Source organism: Brasilonema sp. UFV-L1 (genome assembly GCF_012912105.1).
In the GTDB taxonomy this organism is placed as follows: domain Bacteria; phylum Cyanobacteriota; class Cyanobacteriia; order Cyanobacteriales; family Nostocaceae; genus Brasilonema.
In genome coordinates, this window is the sequence record NZ_QMEA01000028.1 from 37,351 (window position 1) to 55,218 (window position 17,868).

The window sequence follows — 17,868 nt, forward strand, 5'->3', positions numbered from 1 at the left end:
GTAACCGTTTCACCACGGGTTTACCCGCGTAGGTGTTGAGAACGCCTCTGTCATCAGTCGTGTAAAGCATGGTTATGTTTTGATTTGTAAGTTTATATCAACAATTGTAACAAAATGTGACAAAAAAGCAATAATCTAGAAATTATCTGCTAAAAACTTTGGTTTTATCACTCATGAGGATTGCTGAACACCGCATCAGCAAGGGATTCGGTTGAATGAAGTAGCCATCATGAACTGCGTACACTCGTGAGCATGAAAATCCAATACTGTTGCTGTTACTCCCTTTGGTGCGGGGAAGAATACCTATTTTTTAACCCTACCAGGCGCACCAGAACACTAAAGAGTAAATTACTGTAGGTAATTTTAGACCACCGAAGGGGTAAGACATGAGACAGCAGGGGAGAACGAAAGTGTAAACTCCCCTGTGTTGCGAAACTCAATTCATATTCTCAATCAGCAACGCTCGTGTACCCACAGGTTGAACGTCTTTTGCCAAACCAATATGCGCCAACAACAGTGAGGTATTATTGTACTTCATTCCACAATAAGCCCACTGAAGCTCAAGTGTCCCCACCCAAAAGCGTGCCCGGTTGATGACATCTGGTAACATAGGATAGTCACTTTGCATACGCTGTACAATATTTTCTCCGTAATTACCGAGTAGCACGGCAATGTCACAAGCTGGGTCGCCCAAACCAGCAGTGCCAAAATCGATCAATCCACTGATGCTCTCTGAAAAAGGGTCAAAGAGAATGTGATACACTGACAGGTCGCCATCGATAAGTACGGGTGTGTAGCTGAGGTTAAGTTTACCTGTCACCACAGGCGCAAAGAGTTCGTGTATGAAAGTTTGCTGATGACGCCACAGGTGAGGAAAGAGAGTTTCCTGAACTTGCTCGTACAATTCCAACCAATCTTCACGGGAACGCGCAGCACCAGAAGAAGACACCCCAGCATTGACTAAAACTTCGTTTGGAATGCTGTGCAATTGTTGGTGAAATCTAGCTAGTTGGGAGATGATACGGGTTTGTGATGCTTCACTTAGCTTCACCAGGGTGTTACGCGAAAGTGGTTCACCTTTTATAAATCTGTAGCTAACAAAGCCTTCTTCTAGGTGTTCAAAGTATGGAAGCTGTAACTCAACATAATTTCGTACCACTTCCAACACCTTAGCTTCATGGGAAAGAACCTCTTTTCCCCAGTCATCTTTGGCAAAGCGACATACAATCTGATGATTAACAACTACTACATCGTTCACCATGCCATCTTGATTAAAGTCGAGATGCTCAAACGAGATATTAGGGTAAACAGCACGAATTTTTTCGAGATACTCAGAAGGAATATTCACAGTAAGTCTTAACGGTATTACAACAGATAATCAAAATTAGTCGGACATTTAGCCCGATTGCAGCGACTTAACTGATTTGCGTGTTTGTTGTATTAACGTATCACTGTGATTTAATTTTCCAGAGCATCGTCATAGATAAGTGTACCATCATTTTACGGTTGGCAAATATCAATCCCAGCGTCCACTCTCTCCCTATCAAAGATGTCAATTCCTACCCATGACTGAAGACAATGTGACATATGACAAACAAACTGAAGGTGTAGACGTAACTGTAAATTCAACAGAAATAGATGAAATATAATCTCAAAGAAATTTTTCGTGTCATCCTTGCAGTATCTATGCTTGTTGCTGGGATAACACACTTTACATCTGCTGACCAGTATGTCAAAATTGTGCCGCCGCAACTCCCTTACCCTCTGGAAATTGTTTATTTGAGTGGGTTTTATGAAATATTGGGCGGTATCGGGTTATTAGTTCCGCCTGTTAGTCAAGCGACAGCTTGGGGGCTGATTGCTCTTTTTATTGCTGTTTTTCCGGCAAATATCAATATGGCGGTTAATCTGATTCCAATTGACAATATACCTAATTCACCTTGGGTACATGTGATCAGACTTCCTTTTCAACCGGTTTTAATTGCTTGGGCTTGGTTGTACACACAACCTTCAGATTTAGAAAAACAAGCTTCTATTATTCCTAAGTCACTGATTCCCAAGAAACTGCTGAGATTGGAGTAAGCCACTTTTACCAGAGGGAACAGGTTAAAATAACAAGGGCGCAAACGGATTAAATATGACGACATCAAAGACAGTGCAACAACTGCAGGCCCAATGGGTAACGTCAGAAAACTTTCGTCGATACGGACAAGTGATTTTTCCCGATAAAGACGGCAAATCCTTTGATGCAGAAGATGCTCAATTAGTACTTGACAGAGGTACTCCCCGCTTTTATATTATGAGGCTGCACCGCAGAGGGCGCAGATTTCACACCATCACTCGCCATGTGCAATGTACTCAGTGTTTGGGTTCATTGGAAGGGAAGGATTGGTTAATTGCAGTTTGTCCTCCTGAGAATAATATTGATCAACCATCTCTAGAAGACATCGCAGCTTTTCGCATTCCCGGAAATTGCTTCATCAAGTTAGAGGTAGGAACTTGGCACGCTGGACCTTATTTTGAACATGAAGTTGTAGATTTTTACAATTTGGAATTAAATGATACAAATGTGGTAGACCATTTCACTCACAATTTTCTTAACAGTCACAATTTAGAGTTTGAGATTTTGTCATGACTCCTACTACGGGCGCTTTGCCCTTACAAAGGGGCACTCGCGTTCACCAACGCAGTGCCTCCCGTCTTGGCTCTTTAAACACAACTTCCCTTTACACTAGTGCAGGTACTAAATCAATACGATATTGATACAATATTGCAGGTCAGTTTTTCCTTGCTTATAATTAAAGAAAAAGGTGTAAGACAAAAGCACCAAAATCTAAAGAAAACGACAAACAACTAGCTTAAAATTTTTAAAAATTATCGGGTCTCAAAAAACCAAAATTTAACTATGCTTGATGATGCTCAATAATTTGAGCCTTATAACTGTCATGAAAAATTGAGTATCGTTCAAGGATGTTTTTCGTGTAGAAATTTTTGATTTCCAGTTTAAGAGTGCATAAATTGACTGATTTTTTTCATATTGGGTTCGACTATATAGCCAACCCAAACTTTGTCATTTTCAATATGGCTAGTAATGGTCAATATGGGGAGAATAGGAAAATGTTGGAATTACAAATAAAAGATTTTAACTGTCTTAGTAGCTATGCTTTAGAAAATATTTCTTCTATAGATGTCGATAAGCTTAAGCCATTCTTTATCAATCTTCCCGCAGATCCATACCTAGTAGGTGGCTATCGTTTCAGGCGCTTATCTCATTTTACAGTTTCTGGTAGCAGTATAGTCAAGTTGGCACATCGTCTTTTTTATCAACCCAAACAGCATAATCCTTTGTTGGGTGATGTCGTCAGAGAGTATGCAGAACTAGATGATAAACTCATAGAATTGCCAGATTTTCAGAGAATGATTTTAGAATTTTTCGAGTTTTGTAAACTCTGCTCAACTTCTAAAGAAGTTGCAGTTCATCAAATTAGAATCACCGCTTCCCCAAAGCAAATTGGTAAACCTGCTCCTGAAGGAATCCATAGAGATGGAGTAGATGTGATTGCGATCTTCTCTGTGAATAGAGAAAGAATTGAAGGGGGAGAAACTCATTTATACAAATCTAAGAAGGACAGCCCAATTTTCAACAAAATTCTCAACCCTGGAGAAATGTTAGTCTTTGGTGACCGAGAATTTCTCCACTTTACATCTGTTATTAATGCAACTTCTTTAGAATGTGGAGTCAGAGATGTGTTTGTATTAACTTGTCCAGGATTAAGTCCGTCGAACGATAAGTAAAGAACCAAATTTAGTATTCAGATCGCAGCATCACAAATAAAGGAGTTTTTTATGGTTGATCTTGACTTAGGGTGGATACGTAATCAGTTTCCAGCACTTTCACAACAAATCAATGGTCAACCTGTGATATTCTTTGATGGACCTGGTGGAACTCAGGTACCAAACTCAGTTAAGATAGCGATCGCCCAATACCTAGTCACCTCAAACGCCAATGCACACGGGGCTTTCGCCACAAGTCAGCGCACAGATGCGCTCATCACTTCAGCTCGTGCAGCTATGGCTGATTTATTGGGGTGTGCTTGTGATGAAGTGGTTTTTGGTGCCAATATGACTACGCTGACTTATATGTTGAGTCAGGCGATGCTCCAGCAGGGAGCCGCCCAAAGGGCGAACGCTCGCGAACTTCAATCAGGTGATGAAATTATTGTCACCAAGCTAGACCACTATGCTAACGTTTCCCCTTGGTTTGCGCTTTCTGAACGCGGTGTAGTCATTCGTGAAGTCGAGATTAATCTAGAAGACTGCACGCTAGACATGAACCATTTCAAACAGCAGATAAATGAACGGACGCGGTTAGTAGCGGTAGGGTATGCATCCAACGCTGTGGGTACAATTAACGATATTGCAACAATTGTGCAATTAGCTCATGCTGTTGGGGCAATGGTTTTTGTGGATGCGGTTCACTACGTTCCTCACGCTCCCATCGACGTACGTGTCCTTGACTGCGACTTTCTCGCTTGCTCTGCTTATAAATTTTTTGGACCCCATGTTGGGATATTATATGCAAAACGCGAGCATCTTGCTCGATTGCGTCCTTATAAAGTGCAACCAGCCCCAGATGAAATTCCGTCACGTTGGGAAAATGGAACCCAGAACTATGAAGGGCTAGCCGGGGTAGTAGCGACAATTAACTACCTCGCTGAACTAGGTCGCAAAGTCTTACCAGGTGTTCACAACCGCCGAGAAGCCCTACTCGCAGCGATGATAGCAATTAAGCAATATGAAAAAGATTTGTGCCAAAAGTTAGTGAGACAATTGCTAAAAATTCCTGATATAACTTTATATGGCATCACTGATTTAACCCGCTTTGACTGGCGAACACCAACTGTTAGCTTACGGCTTGCGGGGCAGACACCTCACGCTGTTGCTAAAGCGTTAGGTGAGCAGGGTATTTTTACCTGGAACGGTAACTTTTATGCGCTCAGTCTTACCAAAGAATTAGGAGTTGAGTCAAGCGGAGGACTTTTGCGAATTGGGCTGGTACATTACAATACTGTTGAAGAGATTCACCAATTGTTGAAAGCACTTATCAAGATAGTGCAGAGTCATGAGTCCTGAGATAGAGTTATTCTCAGTTGTATCCACCCCCTGGGGCATAGCAATGCTGTGCCCCTCTGTTCCTTGCGCTTACCTTCAAGAGCAAATTTCTTATCTGAACTGTATTGACTGATAACTGATAATTGAATTTCAGGCAGTAGTCCCGGAAATTGATAATTGACAAGGAAATTGGTCAGAGCGTATGTGTCAACAAATAATCCATACGCTTGTCTGTGCAGTTGTTTAACGCTTTTAAAGGTGTAAACATTTATATTCTCGCCATCAATTAGCCTCTCACACAAAAGTGTTAGCACTTGCTGCACAGAAAACATTACGAAATTATGACAAATATTTGCAATTGATAAGTTACCTCCTGTAGAGTTTTCTCAAGTAAGTCTGTTAGCTATGCCAAGAAATTGCAATTAGCTGCACAGTTATCTACTCCAAGGTCAGGTAGTACTACCGATTGTGACGGGCAAAGATGAGAATAAAGCAAAAGCTGAAAGCTCTATTATTGACAAGTTCTGTTTGGATGTTAGTAACAACTCCTGCTTGCGGTCAGATGGTTAAAGTTCAACGAGTACAGTCTAGTAGTTCTGCAACGATTACCTGTGCTGTTCAAAGCAGGGCTGGTTGAACCTATAAAGGAGATTCGGCGATCGCGCAGGCAACCTTGTCAACTCCTACGAGATTCCTAGCTATGTTTGCTTCGATAGTTCAATTTTCTAACGACGGGAGAACAGGCGATTGCAACTGAATTTCCAAAATCTGTTCAATTGTGTTCAATACAGAATATTATCTTGGCTCACCAAACAGTGATCCCCTAGGTGTGATACCTAGCGCACCTTCTAGTGTCATAGGAATGATTTCAGTGCAGTTTTGATTGCAATCACAAGACATTTAATTAGGGCTATCCACCATGAACTCTAAACAAATACGTGATTTTACATTTTACATACACCGCTACCTCGGCTTAGTTGTCGGACTACTGTTAATCATCGTCGGCTTAACTGGCAGTTTACTAGTCTTTCAGCGGGAAATCGACCAATTCCTAGTCAGTCAACAATTTGGGCAAGTCATTCCTCAAGGACAACGCGTCCCTGTGGAGTCCGTAGTCGAAACCGTCAAAACCGCCTACGCCTCGCAACCTGAACTGAAACTATTAAGCATGAACACACTGCCAGATTCCCACCTCCCCTATCGCATCTGGCTGCAATCTCCAGATGAAAAACGGACGCAAGTATTTGTCAATCCCTACACAGGTGCAATTATGGGTTCCCGTCAGTGGGAGCGTACATTGATTGGGTTCACCTTCAAACTCCACTATGAACTTCTTGCTGGCAAAATCGGAACAATCATCGTTGGGATTGTCGCTTTTGTGCTATTGATTCTTAGCATCACAGGGATTATTTTATGGCCCGGTTGGCGCAGATTGATTCCTGGCTTCAAAATCAAGTGGAATGCACATCCCAAACGAACTAACTTTGATATTCACAAGGTGGCAGGTATCATTGCAGCTGTTTTCCTTGGTATGATTGCCTTCACAGGCGTGTGCTGGAATTTTTGGGATTTTTCCCAACCTGTAATCCACGTTGCAACCTTTACTCCCATCCCACCGAAACCAGTTTCTCAACCTATAGAAGGTAAGTCACCTTTGGGACTAGGCGAAATTCTTAAAAAAGCTGATGCTGCTCTACCAGGTGCTGTTACTACCTACATTAGCCTACCGCAAACCCCAGAAGGAGTGTTTAGAGTGGGCAAAAAACAGCCTCAAGAAACGTGGGAGTACGGTCACTCTCAGGTTTATCTCGACCAGTATACAGGCAAAGTTGTCCAACTAAAAAATGGCTTGCAGCCATCACGAGCTGACCAAGTTTTCCACTCGTTTATACCAATGCACTATGGCACCTTTGGTGGTTTACTTACCCGCATTTTCTACATATTTGTCGGACTTGCACCGCTGATTCTATTTATCACTGGCTTTGTGATGTGGTGGTATCGTTACCGAGGAAAATCTCCAAGCCGGAATGATGCTAGAGAACTACAGGTGGAACGTCGAGTTTGAGAAACCCGTTGTAGACGCGTTCCGCAGCGCGTGTCCCAAGGGGACGAAAGTTAGGGGTTTGCATCCTCGAATTGATAATTGATAATTGATAATTGATTAGACATCTCCAGAAATAAAACCTTAGTTCAGATAGAGCAAAGGTTTAAGATTAATTGTCGAAGATGTCTATTTCAAGATTGAAAAGCGTATAATAGAGTTTTTGCAATGATTGCGTTATCAACCTGCAACGACACGTTGTAGCGCATTAGAACCTTTTAGCTCTTTGAGTGTTGCATGACCACTGCATAATAATGCAGTTTCAAGTTCAGCAATCAGAATTTCGACCAACTCATCGACTGCCGCTTCCGATTCTACAGCTGCTTGTAGAAAAGGTCGAGCCAGACCTGCTAGATCTGCTCCTAAGGCGATCGCCTTAGCAATGTCCAATCCATTACGTAGTCCTCCAGAAGCAATTAAGGGAATTGTTGGCGCAACTGCGCGGATGGAGTTCAGACACTCAGCGGTTGGTAACCCCCAATCGGCAAAAGTTTGTCCTAGACGTCGTTGCTTGTTGTCTTGAGCTCGTTCGCTTTCCACTTTCGCCCATGAAGTTCCACCAGCCCCAGCGACATCAATTGCTGTCACTCCTGCATCTATTAACTTTTGTGCCATGACACCAGAAATTCCATTTCCCACTTCTTTAACAACAACGGGAACGGGTAATTGCTGACAAAGCTTAGCAATTTTACTCAACAGTCCCCGGAAATTCGTATCTCCTCGCGATTGCACGCACTCTTGTAAGGGGTTAAGATGCAAAATCAGAGCATCTGCTTCCAGTGAGTGAACAAGATGTAAGCACTCATCAAAACCACATCCATAATTCAACTGAACAGCTCCCAAGTTCGCGAATAGGAGAATGTCAGGAGCAAAAGAACGCACGGCAAAGGTAGAGGCTAAGTGAGGTTGTTCGATCGCAATTCGTTGAGAACCAACTCCCATTGCTAATCGGTAACGTTGAGCAACAGTCGCTAACCGAGTGTTAACTAGCTTTGCCAATTCGGTTCCCCCTGTCATAGAAGAAATGAGAATTGGAGCACCGAGAGTTTTGCCAAGGAAGGTTGTTTGAAGATTGATGTCACTAAGGTTTAGTTCAGGAAGACAGCAATGACTAAAGCGATAGCATTCCAATCCACTTGTCACATGGTGAAATTCTACATCCTCTTCTAGGCAAACACGTAGGTGCTCGGCTTTTCGGTTTTCAATTTCAGTGTTGACTGGCGGTACTGTAGTAGTCATAATAGCATTTTTTGGTGACGGGTTATTGACAACTTAGCGCGGATAGCTTATTGAAACTTGGCTACATCAAACTCAGCGACACTAAATACTCCTATCTTCTCAAACAACCGCGACGAAACGCTGTCTTGACAGACAAGGCTATTGGTAGAAAAATTAACAATTATTTCCATATAAAAAAAGCGTCCTGCCTGGGGTCAAACTAGATTGGAACACAGCAATACTGCAAAAAAATGACTAATTTTGCGCTGGTTGCGAAAGAATAGAGAGATTTTCCTAAAGATTTTCTATTGTGAGCGATTCTGTTTACTGTCAACTTATATACAAAGTAATTTTTGTTCTCAGTAAAGTCCTCAAAAAATCTTGAAATCTTAGGAGCCACAACAAGCGTAGATGATGAAAATCCACAAAACTATTAAAGCTGTGATTATTGCTAGTATAGTTGCTGTCTTGGTCGTTTTCGGAACTCCAGCACTTTCTCATAATCTTGAGCATCGTGAGCATAAGCAAGCATCAAATCAGGTGCTCAGCGATCATTCAAATACCAAGCTGACTGCACTCTATCACGACAGTGCAATTGATGAAATCAAGAGTACTCATTCTGATCTTGTGAGCAAAAAAAAAGCTTATGGAGTTAGAAAGAACGTTGTTGACCTTACCCAAGAAGAGAAACAAGCATTCGTTGATGCTGTGCGCACATTAAAAAATACAGTTCCACAAGGTAGCAGTATCAGTATCTATGACCAGTTCGTTGCAGTACATGTGGAAGCAATGGGGCTGATGTCAAGCCAAGCCCAGGGTCCAGCTGCTGGGCATGATGGTGCTCATGAAAGTTCTCTATTACTACCGTGGCATCGTGAGTTTATACACCGATTTGAAAAAGCTTTGCAATCAGTCAACCCCAATGTCACGCTTCCCTATTGGGATTGGACAGATTCCAAGGCGTTGAAAGTTATCTTTCAAGATGACTTTCTGGGATCAAATGGTCAAGGAGTCACCCTCAGCATTCCGGATTTGGGTGATGTCCAAGGAGGACCTGTTGCATCCGGTCCTTTTTCATCAGCCAATGGATGGATTTTGAACCCAAACTTACATCTCAAACCATCTGGAGAATCATTAGGTGAGGTTCTGTTACGCTTTTTGCAAGTGCCGCCTGTAAATAGTTACCCTACTCCCAAAGAAGACTTGGAGCAAATTCTTGCTGTTGACGACTATGACACACTCCGCCAAGGTCTAGAAGGATTTAACAAATTGGATAGCCAGGGACAACTCACAATTCGTGGAGTCTTTATGCATAACTATATGCATGGCTTAGTCGGTGGGGGTCGTTTTGACTTTACCACAGGTCAGCTCGATCCTCTAGGCACAATGGCTAGTATTATCAGTTCTCCCTACGATCCAGTATTTTGGCTAATTCATTCCAATCTGGATCGCCTTTGGGCCGAATGGCAGGCAAATGGACACGCGGGTCCCAATTATTATCCTGCCACTGGTGGACATTATGGAGAAAATCTTCATGACCGATTGTGGCCTTGGGATGGAGGTGAGTCCATACCAGTAAATCTCGGTCCAGCGGATGTGCTATCCTTACTTCCTCATTTGTCCCCAGATGACATTGTCACACCTGCAGACACTCTGGATTTTAGAAAGTATGGGTATACCTATGACACCCTTAAAGGAGCAATCAGATCAACTCATCAAGTCTTATCTTCATCATAGCGACGGAGAGTATAAACCCAGACGCGACCATCGCACCGTTGAATCGTCCGGGTTTTGCTTGACCCCACAATAATAACTGTCCGCATATCAGCGAGTTCTGGTACTAAATCTTTCAAAGTGCAAACCTGAACAGATTCTCCATCCCTACCAAGGTTACGGGCAAGTACGACTGGGGTATCAGGATGTTTATGACGTAGCAGTATATTTTTTGCCTCTGCCAGTTGCCAAGTGCGTTGCTTTGATACTGGGTTGTACAAGGCAATCACGAAATCTGCGATAGAGGCAGCAGTAATTCGCTGTTCGATAATTGACCAAGGTTTTAAGATGTCAGATAACGAGATGGTACAGAAATCGTGACCTAGGGGCGCGCCAATCTTTGCAGCTGCTGCTTGCATCGCGGAAATACCTGGTGCTACCTGAATTTCGATACCCTGCCATTCCGGCTTTGCTTCTTGTTCAAGCACCTCAAACACTGCTGCGGCCATAGCATAAATACCGGGATCACCAGAAGAAACTACTGCCACAAAGCGTCCTTGTGCTGCTAAATTTAGTGCCATCCTTGCCCGTGCGATTTCTTCCCGATTGTCGGACTCGTGCCACGTTTTACCTTTGCCCAGAGAGCCGACTAATTTTAAGTAAGTGGAATAACCAACCAAATCAGTGGCATTACGTAAAATTGTTTGGACTTCTGGCGACATCCAATGGCTTCCTCCAGGACCAGTGCCAATGACTGCCAATCGACCGCGTGGTCTACCTGTGGTGTTGATATTAACAGGTAAAGGTGAGAGGGCGATCGCACAGCTAAAGTCAGATAACTGACGTTGGATCACCAACTGTCCAGAGGAAGCGGCTAAAGCGAGAGCTTTAGCTACATCTACGGTATTATTTTGTGACATCACAGCAGCAATTTCATCGGTCGTAAAAAACCGAATAGGCACATTGAGCGCATCAGCAATTGCTTGTAAAACTGGATTGGGAGCATCAAGAGTACTGGCGAAGATTCCTGCAACGGATGCAGGCGCTAACTCAGCATCAAGCAGCATTTTCTGCACAAAAGCGATTTCCTCTGAACCACCTCTCGACGAACAATTGAGGGAAGTGATCCCAATCACTACTGTTGCAGGATGATAGACAAGGCGGGTTGATGTAGAAACGACTTGCTTTTCAGTAATTTGTATAATTCTCTGTGCATCCTGGGCAAACGGTAACGAACTCTTCTTCAACCAAGGTGCGTTACCCTCCAACCTCACAGAGTGTCCCGCCAGTAAGTCAGACATAAAAGATTTGGCGTCATCGGGGTTAGCCAAACAGTATCCTGTAGGGGGATCTTCCAGTGCAATGCCAAAACGAATATCACCTGTCGTTGTGATCGCGGGTTTCACACTCAGCACAAGAGCGATTTGGCGTGCAAGCGAATTGACACCATTGAGTCCGCCCAAAAGTGGCACCACTGCACTACCATCCTCAGCAACAGCAAGAACTGGAGGTTCCTGTCGCTTATTCGCAAGCAGTGGCGCGAGAGTTCTGATAAGAATACCCGTAGCACAAATGCCAATGATAGGCACTTCATTACTGAATAACTCTCGCAGTGTCGTTCCAAACTCAGTAAAACTGACATCTACATCACAAGTACGACCTGCCAGCCCGTATAACTGTGCTCCTGGCAAGACACTGATAATTTTTTTAGCTACAGGGATACTGTTGTTACCCAGTATGACAACAGCAGGTGCAATTTTGGTCATAGGAGTGTAGTGGAAGTTAGCAGCTATTGTTTGATGATGCTATCTTTTCAGTATCTATGGCACAAAGTGCCACGCTTACGCTATCACACAAGTCTCAAACAGTTGCAGCAAGATACGGAAAAGGTTCAGAATGTTGTTGTTAGTTTTAATCTGTCACGCAAATAAGCTTGCACATAGTCTATAGATAAGATGCTTGCCAGCACGCTCGTTTATTGTTTTTTGAATTTTGAATTTTGAATTGCTTATGACACCTGTTCCAGTAGGGGAGAAAATTGCCCGTCAAATGAGATTGAATGAAATAGAAATCAGCCAATTTGCTCATTTAGCCGGAGATCCTAATTTACTTCATCACGATGCTGAATATGCTCGCAAAACTCGGTTTGGCAGTATTATCGTCTGTGGTCCACACATTAGTTCTTTGATGATGGGTTTAGCTGCTCAACACTTCTCTCAAAATTATGCAATTGTTGGTTTGGATTTTTCTATCCAATTCCTTAAAGCTATTAAAGCAAGAGAGTTAATTGATATGGAATGGGAGGTTGTTGGAAAACAGTATAAAGACAGTCTCAATGGAGAAATTTTAGACCTTACAGGAAAGATCACAAATGAACAGCGAGTTATTGCTGTCACGAGTTCTAGCAAAGTTCTTGTAACTAAAGAGTTTTAAGTGCTGAAGTCAAATCAGCAACATTTTGAATCATCAAATCGCCCCCCATGCAATGCACTTAAAAGACAAGGCTTGCCTACAAGAACCGTTCGATGATGATCTCGTCTACATACGTTCCGTTGAATTTGGCGTGTCTTTGTGCCGTTCCAACAATCTGAAAGCCACGTCGGAGGTAGCTGGCTAACGCTGTTACGTTATCGGCACGAACGTATGTAAATATTTTTTCATATCCTTTGCGGCGAGCAACTTCAAACGTGGCGTCGAACAGACACGTGCCAATGCCTTGTTGTCGGTATGAGAGATCCACGTATGTTCCGATAACTCCGACGTGATCAAATGCGTGTGTGAAGGTCGCAAATGGTTCCATACTTTGAAAACCAACAACCTTTTCATCTGCACGACATACAGCAACATGGAACACCCCACGCTGGGGAAAGTTTAAAAGGAATATCAGGTCAAGGTTTTGGTATTCGATCCCGAACTGGAGATCATTACACAATGGATAAACTAAACCAGTACCGTCAAAAAATCAAGCAAATTTTGACGCGCTATAGTCAGATCAAGCCTTCCTTTGGTGACATTGAGCGCTATACTGCATTTGATAATGAGCAAGATCACTATCAGGTGATTAACGTTGGTTGGGAAAATCGTCGCCGCGTTTATGGATGCTTAATCCACATTGATATTAAAGGCGACAAAATTTGGATTCAATACGACGGCACGGAAGATGGAATCGCCAATGAGTTAGTGGAGTTAGGCATTCCCAAACATGACATTGTTCTGGCATATAAATCTCTGTTTATGCGTAAATATACTGATTTTGCGGTTGGATAAAATAGAAAAGTTTAGTATTTTCACAAACGTTACTAGATTTCGTAAGAGCTGACGGTGTTAGGCGAATAGCGCCTTGCAAAGTCGTAGAGCTTAGCTAAGATTAAAATTACCACCAAATGGTTTCCTGTAGTATCACCAACTCTTTTGGGAAGATACGCAGACCACCACCCAGCAGATTCATCAAGAATCTACATAATGTAAATATGGAAAGAAATATGGAAAAACAAACAATTCATGTTATCGGAGGTGGACTCGCTGGAACAGAAGCAGCTTGGCAAATAGCCTCTGTTGGAATATCGGTGATTCTTTGGGAAATGCGCCCAAATCGCTTCAGTGGCGCACATCACACGGAACATTTGGCGGAATTGGTGTGTAGCAATTCTTTTGGAGCAATGGCAAGCGATCGCGCTGCTGGTCTTTTGCATGAAGAACTACGCCAACTCAATTCTATTGTCATCTCAAAAGCTGATGAACACGCAGTTCCTGCTGGTGGAGCACTTGCAGTCGATAGAGGACAATTTAGTCAGGACTTGACGCAAACTCTCGCTCAACATCCCTTGATTTCACTGCGTCGAGAAGAATTACGTGTTATCCCTGAAGGTATTGTCGTTTTAGGAACTGGTCCTTTAACAAGTCCCGACTTAGCAGAAGATTTGCGCCGCTTTACGGGGATGGAATACCTCAGCTTTTTTGATGCCGCAAGCCCAATTATTGTGGGAGAATCAATTAACCACAATATTGCTTTTCTTGCCTCTCGCTACGACAAAGGTGAAGCTGCATATCTAAACTGCCCGATGAACAAAGAGCAGTACTTGCGGTTTTGGCAAGAACTGAGTGCAGCCGAACAAGTAGAATTAAAAGATTTTGAACGAGAAACAGCAAAATTTTTTGAAGCTTGTCTACCGATAGAGGAACTCGCACGGCGAGGAGAAGACACAATGCGTTATGGTCCCCTCAAGCCAGTCGGGTTATCCGATAGTCGAACTGGAGAACGTCCGTATGCTGTGATACAGTTGCGGCAAGAAGACAAAGCTGGTCAACTGTGGAATATGGTGGGATTCCAAACTAATCTGCGTTGGGGTGAGCAAAAGCGTGTTTTTCAAATGATTCCTGGTTTGGAAAATGCTGAGTTCGTACGGTTAGGAGTGATGCACCGCAACACTTTTATCAATGCACCTCAGTTGATGCAGCCTAGTTTGCAATTTTTAAACCGTCCGACATTGCTAGGCGCTGGACAGTTAATTGGAACCGAAGGATATACAGCAGCTGCAGCAGGTGGTTGGTTAGCGGGAACGAATGCAGCAAGGCTGGCTTTGGGGAAAGAACCCTTGACTCTACCCAACACAACAATGATGGGGTCACTGTTTGAATTTATCAGTTCCGCTTCGCCTAAACATTTTCAACCCATGCCTCCTAATTTTGGGATCTTACCAGAATTGGGTCAGAAAATCAAAAATAAACAAGAGCGTTATGGACGTTATCGCGATCGCGCTTTAGCTGACTTGAAGGAATTCATCAACACTGCGCAGTTATAAGTGCTGAGTGAGGGAGAAATTCAAAATTTTGAATTTTGAATTTTGAATTTTGAATTTTGAATTGATTTGTCTCCCATCAATACTCAGCACTTCACTACTATTTTGATACTTGTCTGTGGTCTTGATTTGTCTCTTCTTTTGTTGTTGCGATTCCATGTACGCCAATCGCTGCGATCGTTGCACCAATAAAGCCCCACGTTCCATTCGTGAATGCATTCATACGATGAACGAAACTACGATGATAGGCAAGTTCCAACTGTCTATTATTGGTTTTTCCATCCCTGGCTAACTTTTCCACATACCTTTCGGTTCTTCCTAGCGCTGTGTAGTCAATGTTGAACGAGTAAAGCGATGAACCCGCTACCAATAAACCCGGAATAACCAAGGCAATAAAAAGAATTGCTCTGCCTATGCTCATACAACCTCGTTAGGCAATATATTTGAGTTAATGCTGACATGGTGAGCATTTGCTGATAGTATCTGGCGAACAAATTAGAAAAGTCCTGCACCCTAGGGTGAAACTAGATTTTGGGAATAATACTCATGATGTTTGTAGCCATATCTTGGCGAAATCTAACAGCATGAGAACTCTACTTCAAAAAAATAAAGGAAATTTTAGCAGTTTCATTCTTGTCTTTTTCTACACTTTATGCATTAACTTAACATTAACTTCAATATCGCCAGTTTACGCAGTAGTCTCAGGCAAATCAAATTCTCTGAAAGTATTACGTCAAAAACAGTGGGTGATTAACCAAAAGCGTCAAGACATAGCGCAAAAACACCACCGCTTATCTAATTTGCAACAAGCAGCACAACAGCGCTTCAACAGCATAAAAAGAAACTTAAACACTACAGATACTCAAATTCAAGATAGCCAGACGCAACTACAGCTTGCGACTCAACGGCAAAAGCAGTTGCAAGCAAATGTTGCAGCATCAGAGGTTTCCTACCAGCAGCGTCAACAGGGGACAATTGCAAGACTGCGTTTTCTACAGCGATCGCGTCTGAGTCAAGGATGGACGATTTTGTTACAAAGCCAAGATTTGACCGATTTTCTTGACCGTCGTCATCAGCTGAAGTTAGTTTATCAAGCTGATCAGCAGATTTTGGAACAACTCGCGACACAAGTTAAGTACATAAATCAACAAAAAACGGCTATTGAGTACCAGAAAAACGAAATTGACTTGATTCTTTCGCAATTGCTGGCACAAAAAGCTGATTATCAAGCGCAGGCGGAGTTACAAGCAAAAATCATCCAACGGCTTGGGAGCGATCGCCGTGCGCTACAAGCATCGTTAACTCAACAACAGAAAGATTCAAAAGCTTTGCAAGTGTTAATTCAACAAAAGGTTGCAAAAGTTGAAGCACCACAAAAGATGCAAATCAAAGCCTTCAGCAGTAACAGCATTATCCTGCGTGGAACTCATCTTTTTGCATATCCTAGCAATGCTTCTACTAGCAGTACTTTTGGTTGGCGGATGCACCCAATTGTTGGGGAACGTCGTTTTCATGCAGGTTTGGATTTTGCCGCTGATTATGGCAGTACAATTCGTGCAGCAGGTACTGGAACAATTATTTTTGCCGGGTGGTATGGTGGTTATGGCAAAGCTGTGATTATCCACCACGGTAATGGGATGACGACCTTATATGGTCATACTAGCGAGTTGTATGTTTCGGAAGGTCAACAAGTGAAACGAGGACAGCCAGTTGCTGCTGTCGGTTCGACTGGTTTATCCACAGGTCCCCATCTCCACTTTGAAGTGCGTCGCAATGGGACACCTGTAGACCCGATGAATTATCTATGAAGTACATCTGTGAAGTACCCCAACCTGCTTCGCCTCGGTTGGGGCTTTTAAGAAACTTCCAACAACAACTCAATGAGCGTGATGGTTTTATTCGTGGTGATACGGCTATCAGGTAAAATAAGAATGTTGACAGTCTATCCCGCATGAGCGAAACCGTCTACATTGAAACCAGTTTGGTTGGCTACCTGACAGCTAGACCCAGCAACAACTTGATCCTTATGGCAAACCTGGAGATCACGCGAAGGTGGTGGGAAAATCGTCGTAGTCAGTTCACCCTCTACATTTCGCAAGTTGTTTTAGATGAGGCAGCACACGGTGATCCAGAGATGGCACTCAAGCGGCTTGAAATATTGCAAAATCTCTCTGTACTTGAATTAACTGAAGCTGTGCAAGATTTGGGCGAACAATTCCTAACAAGAAGCAACCTTCCCTCAAAGGCATCTGATGATGCAATCCATATTGCTGCGGCTACAGTTCATGCACTGGATTACCTGCTAACGTGGAACTGTAAACATATTGCTAACGCCCAAATTCAGAGGAAGCTTGCAGAGATCTGCCTTGATTGTGGATATAAGTTACCGACTATTTGTACACCGTATGAACTGATGGGAGAGTAGAGTATGTGGGAAGACGAGATTTTAGAAGAACTGCACCGAATCCGTGAAGAACACGCTAAGTCTTTTAATTATGATTTCAAAGCGATATTTGCTGATTGGCAGAACAGACAAGCTGCAAGCGGAAGAAAGTTGGTGTCTTTGCAACCCAAGCAGCAGTCTAACAATGCGGTACAGCGGATAGAATAAAAATCTTGGTGGAAAATATGCTATGATTGATTAAAGTGGCGGACTTTAGTGTTTGCTACCTTAAGGGCGCGTGGCTCAGTGGATAGAGCAACAGGTTCCGGTCCTGTGGGTCGGGGGTTCAAATCCCTCCGCGCTCGTTTTTTGGAGATTGATAAATAATTTGACTGCGTTGACAAATTATTGTCTGCGATACGCCTCTCTTGTCTGCCCTTTGGGCGGCTCTACTTTGTTTTAACCCCACCCCCGTTTTGTCTAACGCCAAAACCTCCCTGCCCCTAATCCCCAAAGGGGTTGGGCTAATAAAGCGCGAAAAA

17 protein-coding genes and 1 tRNA gene are annotated in these 17,868 nt (G+C 43.0%); 13 read left to right on the forward strand and 5 right to left on the reverse strand.

Going from position 1 to position 17,868, the window contains the following annotated elements:
* Window positions 1–436: 436 nt before the first annotated feature.
* The gene (locus tag DP117_RS11225; protein ID WP_339381173.1) at window positions 437–1,348 is read right to left on the reverse strand and encodes a phosphotransferase; all 912 of its coding nucleotides are present in this window, start codon (window positions 1,346–1,348) and stop codon (window positions 437–439) included.
* Window positions 1,349–1,638: 290 nt separating this feature from the next.
* Here DP117_RS11225 and DP117_RS11230 point away from each other — a divergent pair, with 290 nt between their 5' ends.
* From DP117_RS11230 to DP117_RS11250, 5 genes are all read left to right on the forward strand, one after another.
* Entirely contained in the window at window positions 1,639–2,082 is a 444-nt protein-coding gene (locus tag DP117_RS11230; RefSeq protein WP_169218389.1) for a DoxX family protein, read from the forward strand.
* 55 nt (window positions 2,083–2,137) lie between these two features.
* A complete protein-coding gene (locus tag DP117_RS11235; RefSeq protein ID WP_169218390.1) occupies window positions 2,138–2,635 on the forward strand; it encodes an ureidoglycolate lyase in 498 nt (165 codons plus the stop codon).
* Between the two features lie 482 nt (window positions 2,636–3,117).
* Window positions 3,118–3,795 carry a 2OG-Fe dioxygenase family protein gene (locus tag DP117_RS11240; protein WP_169218391.1) on the forward strand — a complete coding sequence of 226 codons (678 nt, stop codon included), beginning with the start codon at window positions 3,118–3,120 and terminating at the stop codon, window positions 3,793–3,795.
* A 51-nt stretch (window positions 3,796–3,846) separates the two neighbouring features.
* Entirely contained in the window at window positions 3,847–5,133 is a 1,287-nt protein-coding gene (locus DP117_RS11245) for a cysteine desulfurase-like protein (RefSeq protein ID WP_169218392.1), read from the forward strand.
* An 898-nt stretch (window positions 5,134–6,031) separates the two neighbouring features.
* Complete coding sequence (locus tag DP117_RS11250; protein WP_169218393.1) at window positions 6,032–7,177, forward strand: PepSY-associated TM helix domain-containing protein; 1,146 nt, start codon at window positions 6,032–6,034, stop codon at window positions 7,175–7,177.
* A 216-nt stretch (window positions 7,178–7,393) separates the two neighbouring features.
* On the opposite strand, the gene fni is transcribed toward DP117_RS11250, so the two are convergent.
* A complete protein-coding gene (fni, locus tag DP117_RS11255) occupies window positions 7,394–8,452 on the reverse strand; it encodes a type 2 isopentenyl-diphosphate Delta-isomerase (RefSeq protein WP_169218394.1) in 1,059 nt (352 codons plus the stop codon).
* Between the two features lie 390 nt (window positions 8,453–8,842).
* Here fni and DP117_RS11265 point away from each other — a divergent pair, with 390 nt between their 5' ends.
* Window positions 8,843–10,168 carry a tyrosinase family protein gene (locus DP117_RS11265; RefSeq protein ID WP_169218395.1) on the forward strand — a complete coding sequence of 442 codons (1,326 nt, stop codon included), beginning with the start codon at window positions 8,843–8,845 and terminating at the stop codon, window positions 10,166–10,168.
* Here the strand turns inward: DP117_RS11265 and cobJ are convergent.
* Complete coding sequence (gene cobJ, locus DP117_RS11270) at window positions 10,147–11,910, reverse strand: precorrin-3B C(17)-methyltransferase (RefSeq protein WP_169218396.1); 1,764 nt, start codon at window positions 11,908–11,910, stop codon at window positions 10,147–10,149. The genes DP117_RS11265 and cobJ overlap by 22 nt on opposite strands.
* 244 nt (window positions 11,911–12,154) lie before the next feature.
* Here cobJ and DP117_RS11275 point away from each other — a divergent pair, with 244 nt between their 5' ends.
* A complete protein-coding gene (locus DP117_RS11275) occupies window positions 12,155–12,577 on the forward strand; it encodes a MaoC family dehydratase (RefSeq protein ID WP_169218397.1) in 423 nt (140 codons plus the stop codon).
* 76 nt (window positions 12,578–12,653) lie between these two features.
* On the opposite strand, the gene DP117_RS11280 is transcribed toward DP117_RS11275, so the two are convergent.
* The gene (locus DP117_RS11280; RefSeq protein WP_339381175.1) at window positions 12,654–12,998 is read right to left on the reverse strand and encodes a GNAT family N-acetyltransferase; all 345 of its coding nucleotides are present in this window, start codon (window positions 12,996–12,998) and stop codon (window positions 12,654–12,656) included.
* Window positions 12,999–13,075: 77 nt separating this feature from the next.
* Here DP117_RS11280 and DP117_RS11285 point away from each other — a divergent pair, with 77 nt between their 5' ends.
* On the forward strand, window positions 13,076–13,411 hold the full coding sequence (locus DP117_RS11285; protein ID WP_169218398.1) for a XisI protein: 336 nt from the start codon (window positions 13,076–13,078) through the stop codon (window positions 13,409–13,411).
* 215 nt (window positions 13,412–13,626) lie between these two features.
* A complete protein-coding gene (trmFO, locus tag DP117_RS11290; RefSeq protein ID WP_169218399.1) occupies window positions 13,627–14,946 on the forward strand; it encodes an FADH(2)-oxidizing methylenetetrahydrofolate--tRNA-(uracil(54)-C(5))-methyltransferase TrmFO in 1,320 nt (439 codons plus the stop codon).
* A gap of 97 nt (window positions 14,947–15,043) precedes the next feature.
* Here the strand turns inward: trmFO and DP117_RS11295 are convergent, their stop codons facing one another.
* Window positions 15,044–15,364, reverse strand: coding sequence for a hypothetical protein (locus tag DP117_RS11295; RefSeq protein ID WP_169218400.1), 321 nt, complete (start codon window positions 15,362–15,364; stop codon window positions 15,044–15,046).
* Window positions 15,365–15,527: 163 nt separating this feature from the next.
* On the opposite strand from DP117_RS11295, the gene DP117_RS11300 reads away from it, so the two are divergent.
* The 4 genes from DP117_RS11300 to DP117_RS11315 all read left to right on the forward strand — a co-directional run bounded on the left by DP117_RS11300 (window position 15,528) and on the right by DP117_RS11315 (window position 17,691).
* Window positions 15,528–16,751, forward strand: coding sequence for a peptidoglycan DD-metalloendopeptidase family protein (locus DP117_RS11300; RefSeq protein ID WP_169218401.1), 1,224 nt, complete (start codon window positions 15,528–15,530; stop codon window positions 16,749–16,751).
* Window positions 16,752–16,894: 143 nt separating this feature from the next.
* A complete protein-coding gene (locus tag DP117_RS11305) occupies window positions 16,895–17,368 on the forward strand; it encodes a type II toxin-antitoxin system VapC family toxin (protein WP_169218402.1) in 474 nt (157 codons plus the stop codon).
* 3 nt (window positions 17,369–17,371) lie between these two features.
* On the forward strand, window positions 17,372–17,554 hold the full coding sequence (locus DP117_RS11310) for a hypothetical protein (RefSeq protein WP_169218403.1): 183 nt from the start codon (window positions 17,372–17,374) through the stop codon (window positions 17,552–17,554).
* A gap of 64 nt (window positions 17,555–17,618) precedes the next feature.
* Window positions 17,619–17,691 (forward strand) — tRNA-Arg (locus DP117_RS11315).
* Window positions 17,692–17,868 lie beyond the last annotated feature (177 nt).

What these genes read in the sequence shown, in the direction of transcription:
- DP117_RS11305 (WP_169218402.1), top strand. Translation starts at nt 16,895, where the DNA reads ATGAGCGAAACCGTCTACATTGAAACCAGTTTGGTTGGCTACCTGACA.
- DP117_RS11300 (WP_169218401.1), top strand. Translation starts at nt 15,528, where the DNA reads ATGAGAACTCTACTTCAAAAAAATAAAGGAAATTTTAGCAGTTTCATT.
- DP117_RS11250 (WP_169218393.1), top strand. Translation starts at nt 6,032, where the DNA reads ATGAACTCTAAACAAATACGTGATTTTACATTTTACATACACCGCTAC.
- DP117_RS11275 (WP_169218397.1), top strand. Translation starts at nt 12,155, where the DNA reads ATGACACCTGTTCCAGTAGGGGAGAAAATTGCCCGTCAAATGAGATTG.
- DP117_RS11235 (WP_169218390.1), top strand. Translation starts at nt 2,138, where the DNA reads ATGACGACATCAAAGACAGTGCAACAACTGCAGGCCCAATGGGTAACG.
- DP117_RS11245 (WP_169218392.1), top strand. Translation starts at nt 3,847, where the DNA reads ATGGTTGATCTTGACTTAGGGTGGATACGTAATCAGTTTCCAGCACTT.
- DP117_RS11295 (WP_169218400.1), bottom strand. Translation starts at nt 15,364, where the DNA reads ATGAGCATAGGCAGAGCAATTCTTTTTATTGCCTTGGTTATTCCGGGT.
- DP117_RS11230 (WP_169218389.1), top strand. Translation starts at nt 1,639, where the DNA reads ATGAAATATAATCTCAAAGAAATTTTTCGTGTCATCCTTGCAGTATCT.
- DP117_RS11240 (WP_169218391.1), top strand. Translation starts at nt 3,118, where the DNA reads ATGTTGGAATTACAAATAAAAGATTTTAACTGTCTTAGTAGCTATGCT.
- cobJ (WP_169218396.1), bottom strand. Translation starts at nt 11,910, where the DNA reads ATGACCAAAATTGCACCTGCTGTTGTCATACTGGGTAACAACAGTATC.
- fni (WP_169218394.1), bottom strand. Translation starts at nt 8,452, where the DNA reads ATGACTACTACAGTACCGCCAGTCAACACTGAAATTGAAAACCGAAAA.
- trmFO (WP_169218399.1), top strand. Translation starts at nt 13,627, where the DNA reads ATGGAAAAACAAACAATTCATGTTATCGGAGGTGGACTCGCTGGAACA.
- DP117_RS11265 (WP_169218395.1), top strand. Translation starts at nt 8,843, where the DNA reads ATGATGAAAATCCACAAAACTATTAAAGCTGTGATTATTGCTAGTATA.
- DP117_RS11285 (WP_169218398.1), top strand. Translation starts at nt 13,076, where the DNA reads ATGGATAAACTAAACCAGTACCGTCAAAAAATCAAGCAAATTTTGACG.
- DP117_RS11310 (WP_169218403.1), top strand. Translation starts at nt 17,372, where the DNA reads ATGTGGGAAGACGAGATTTTAGAAGAACTGCACCGAATCCGTGAAGAA.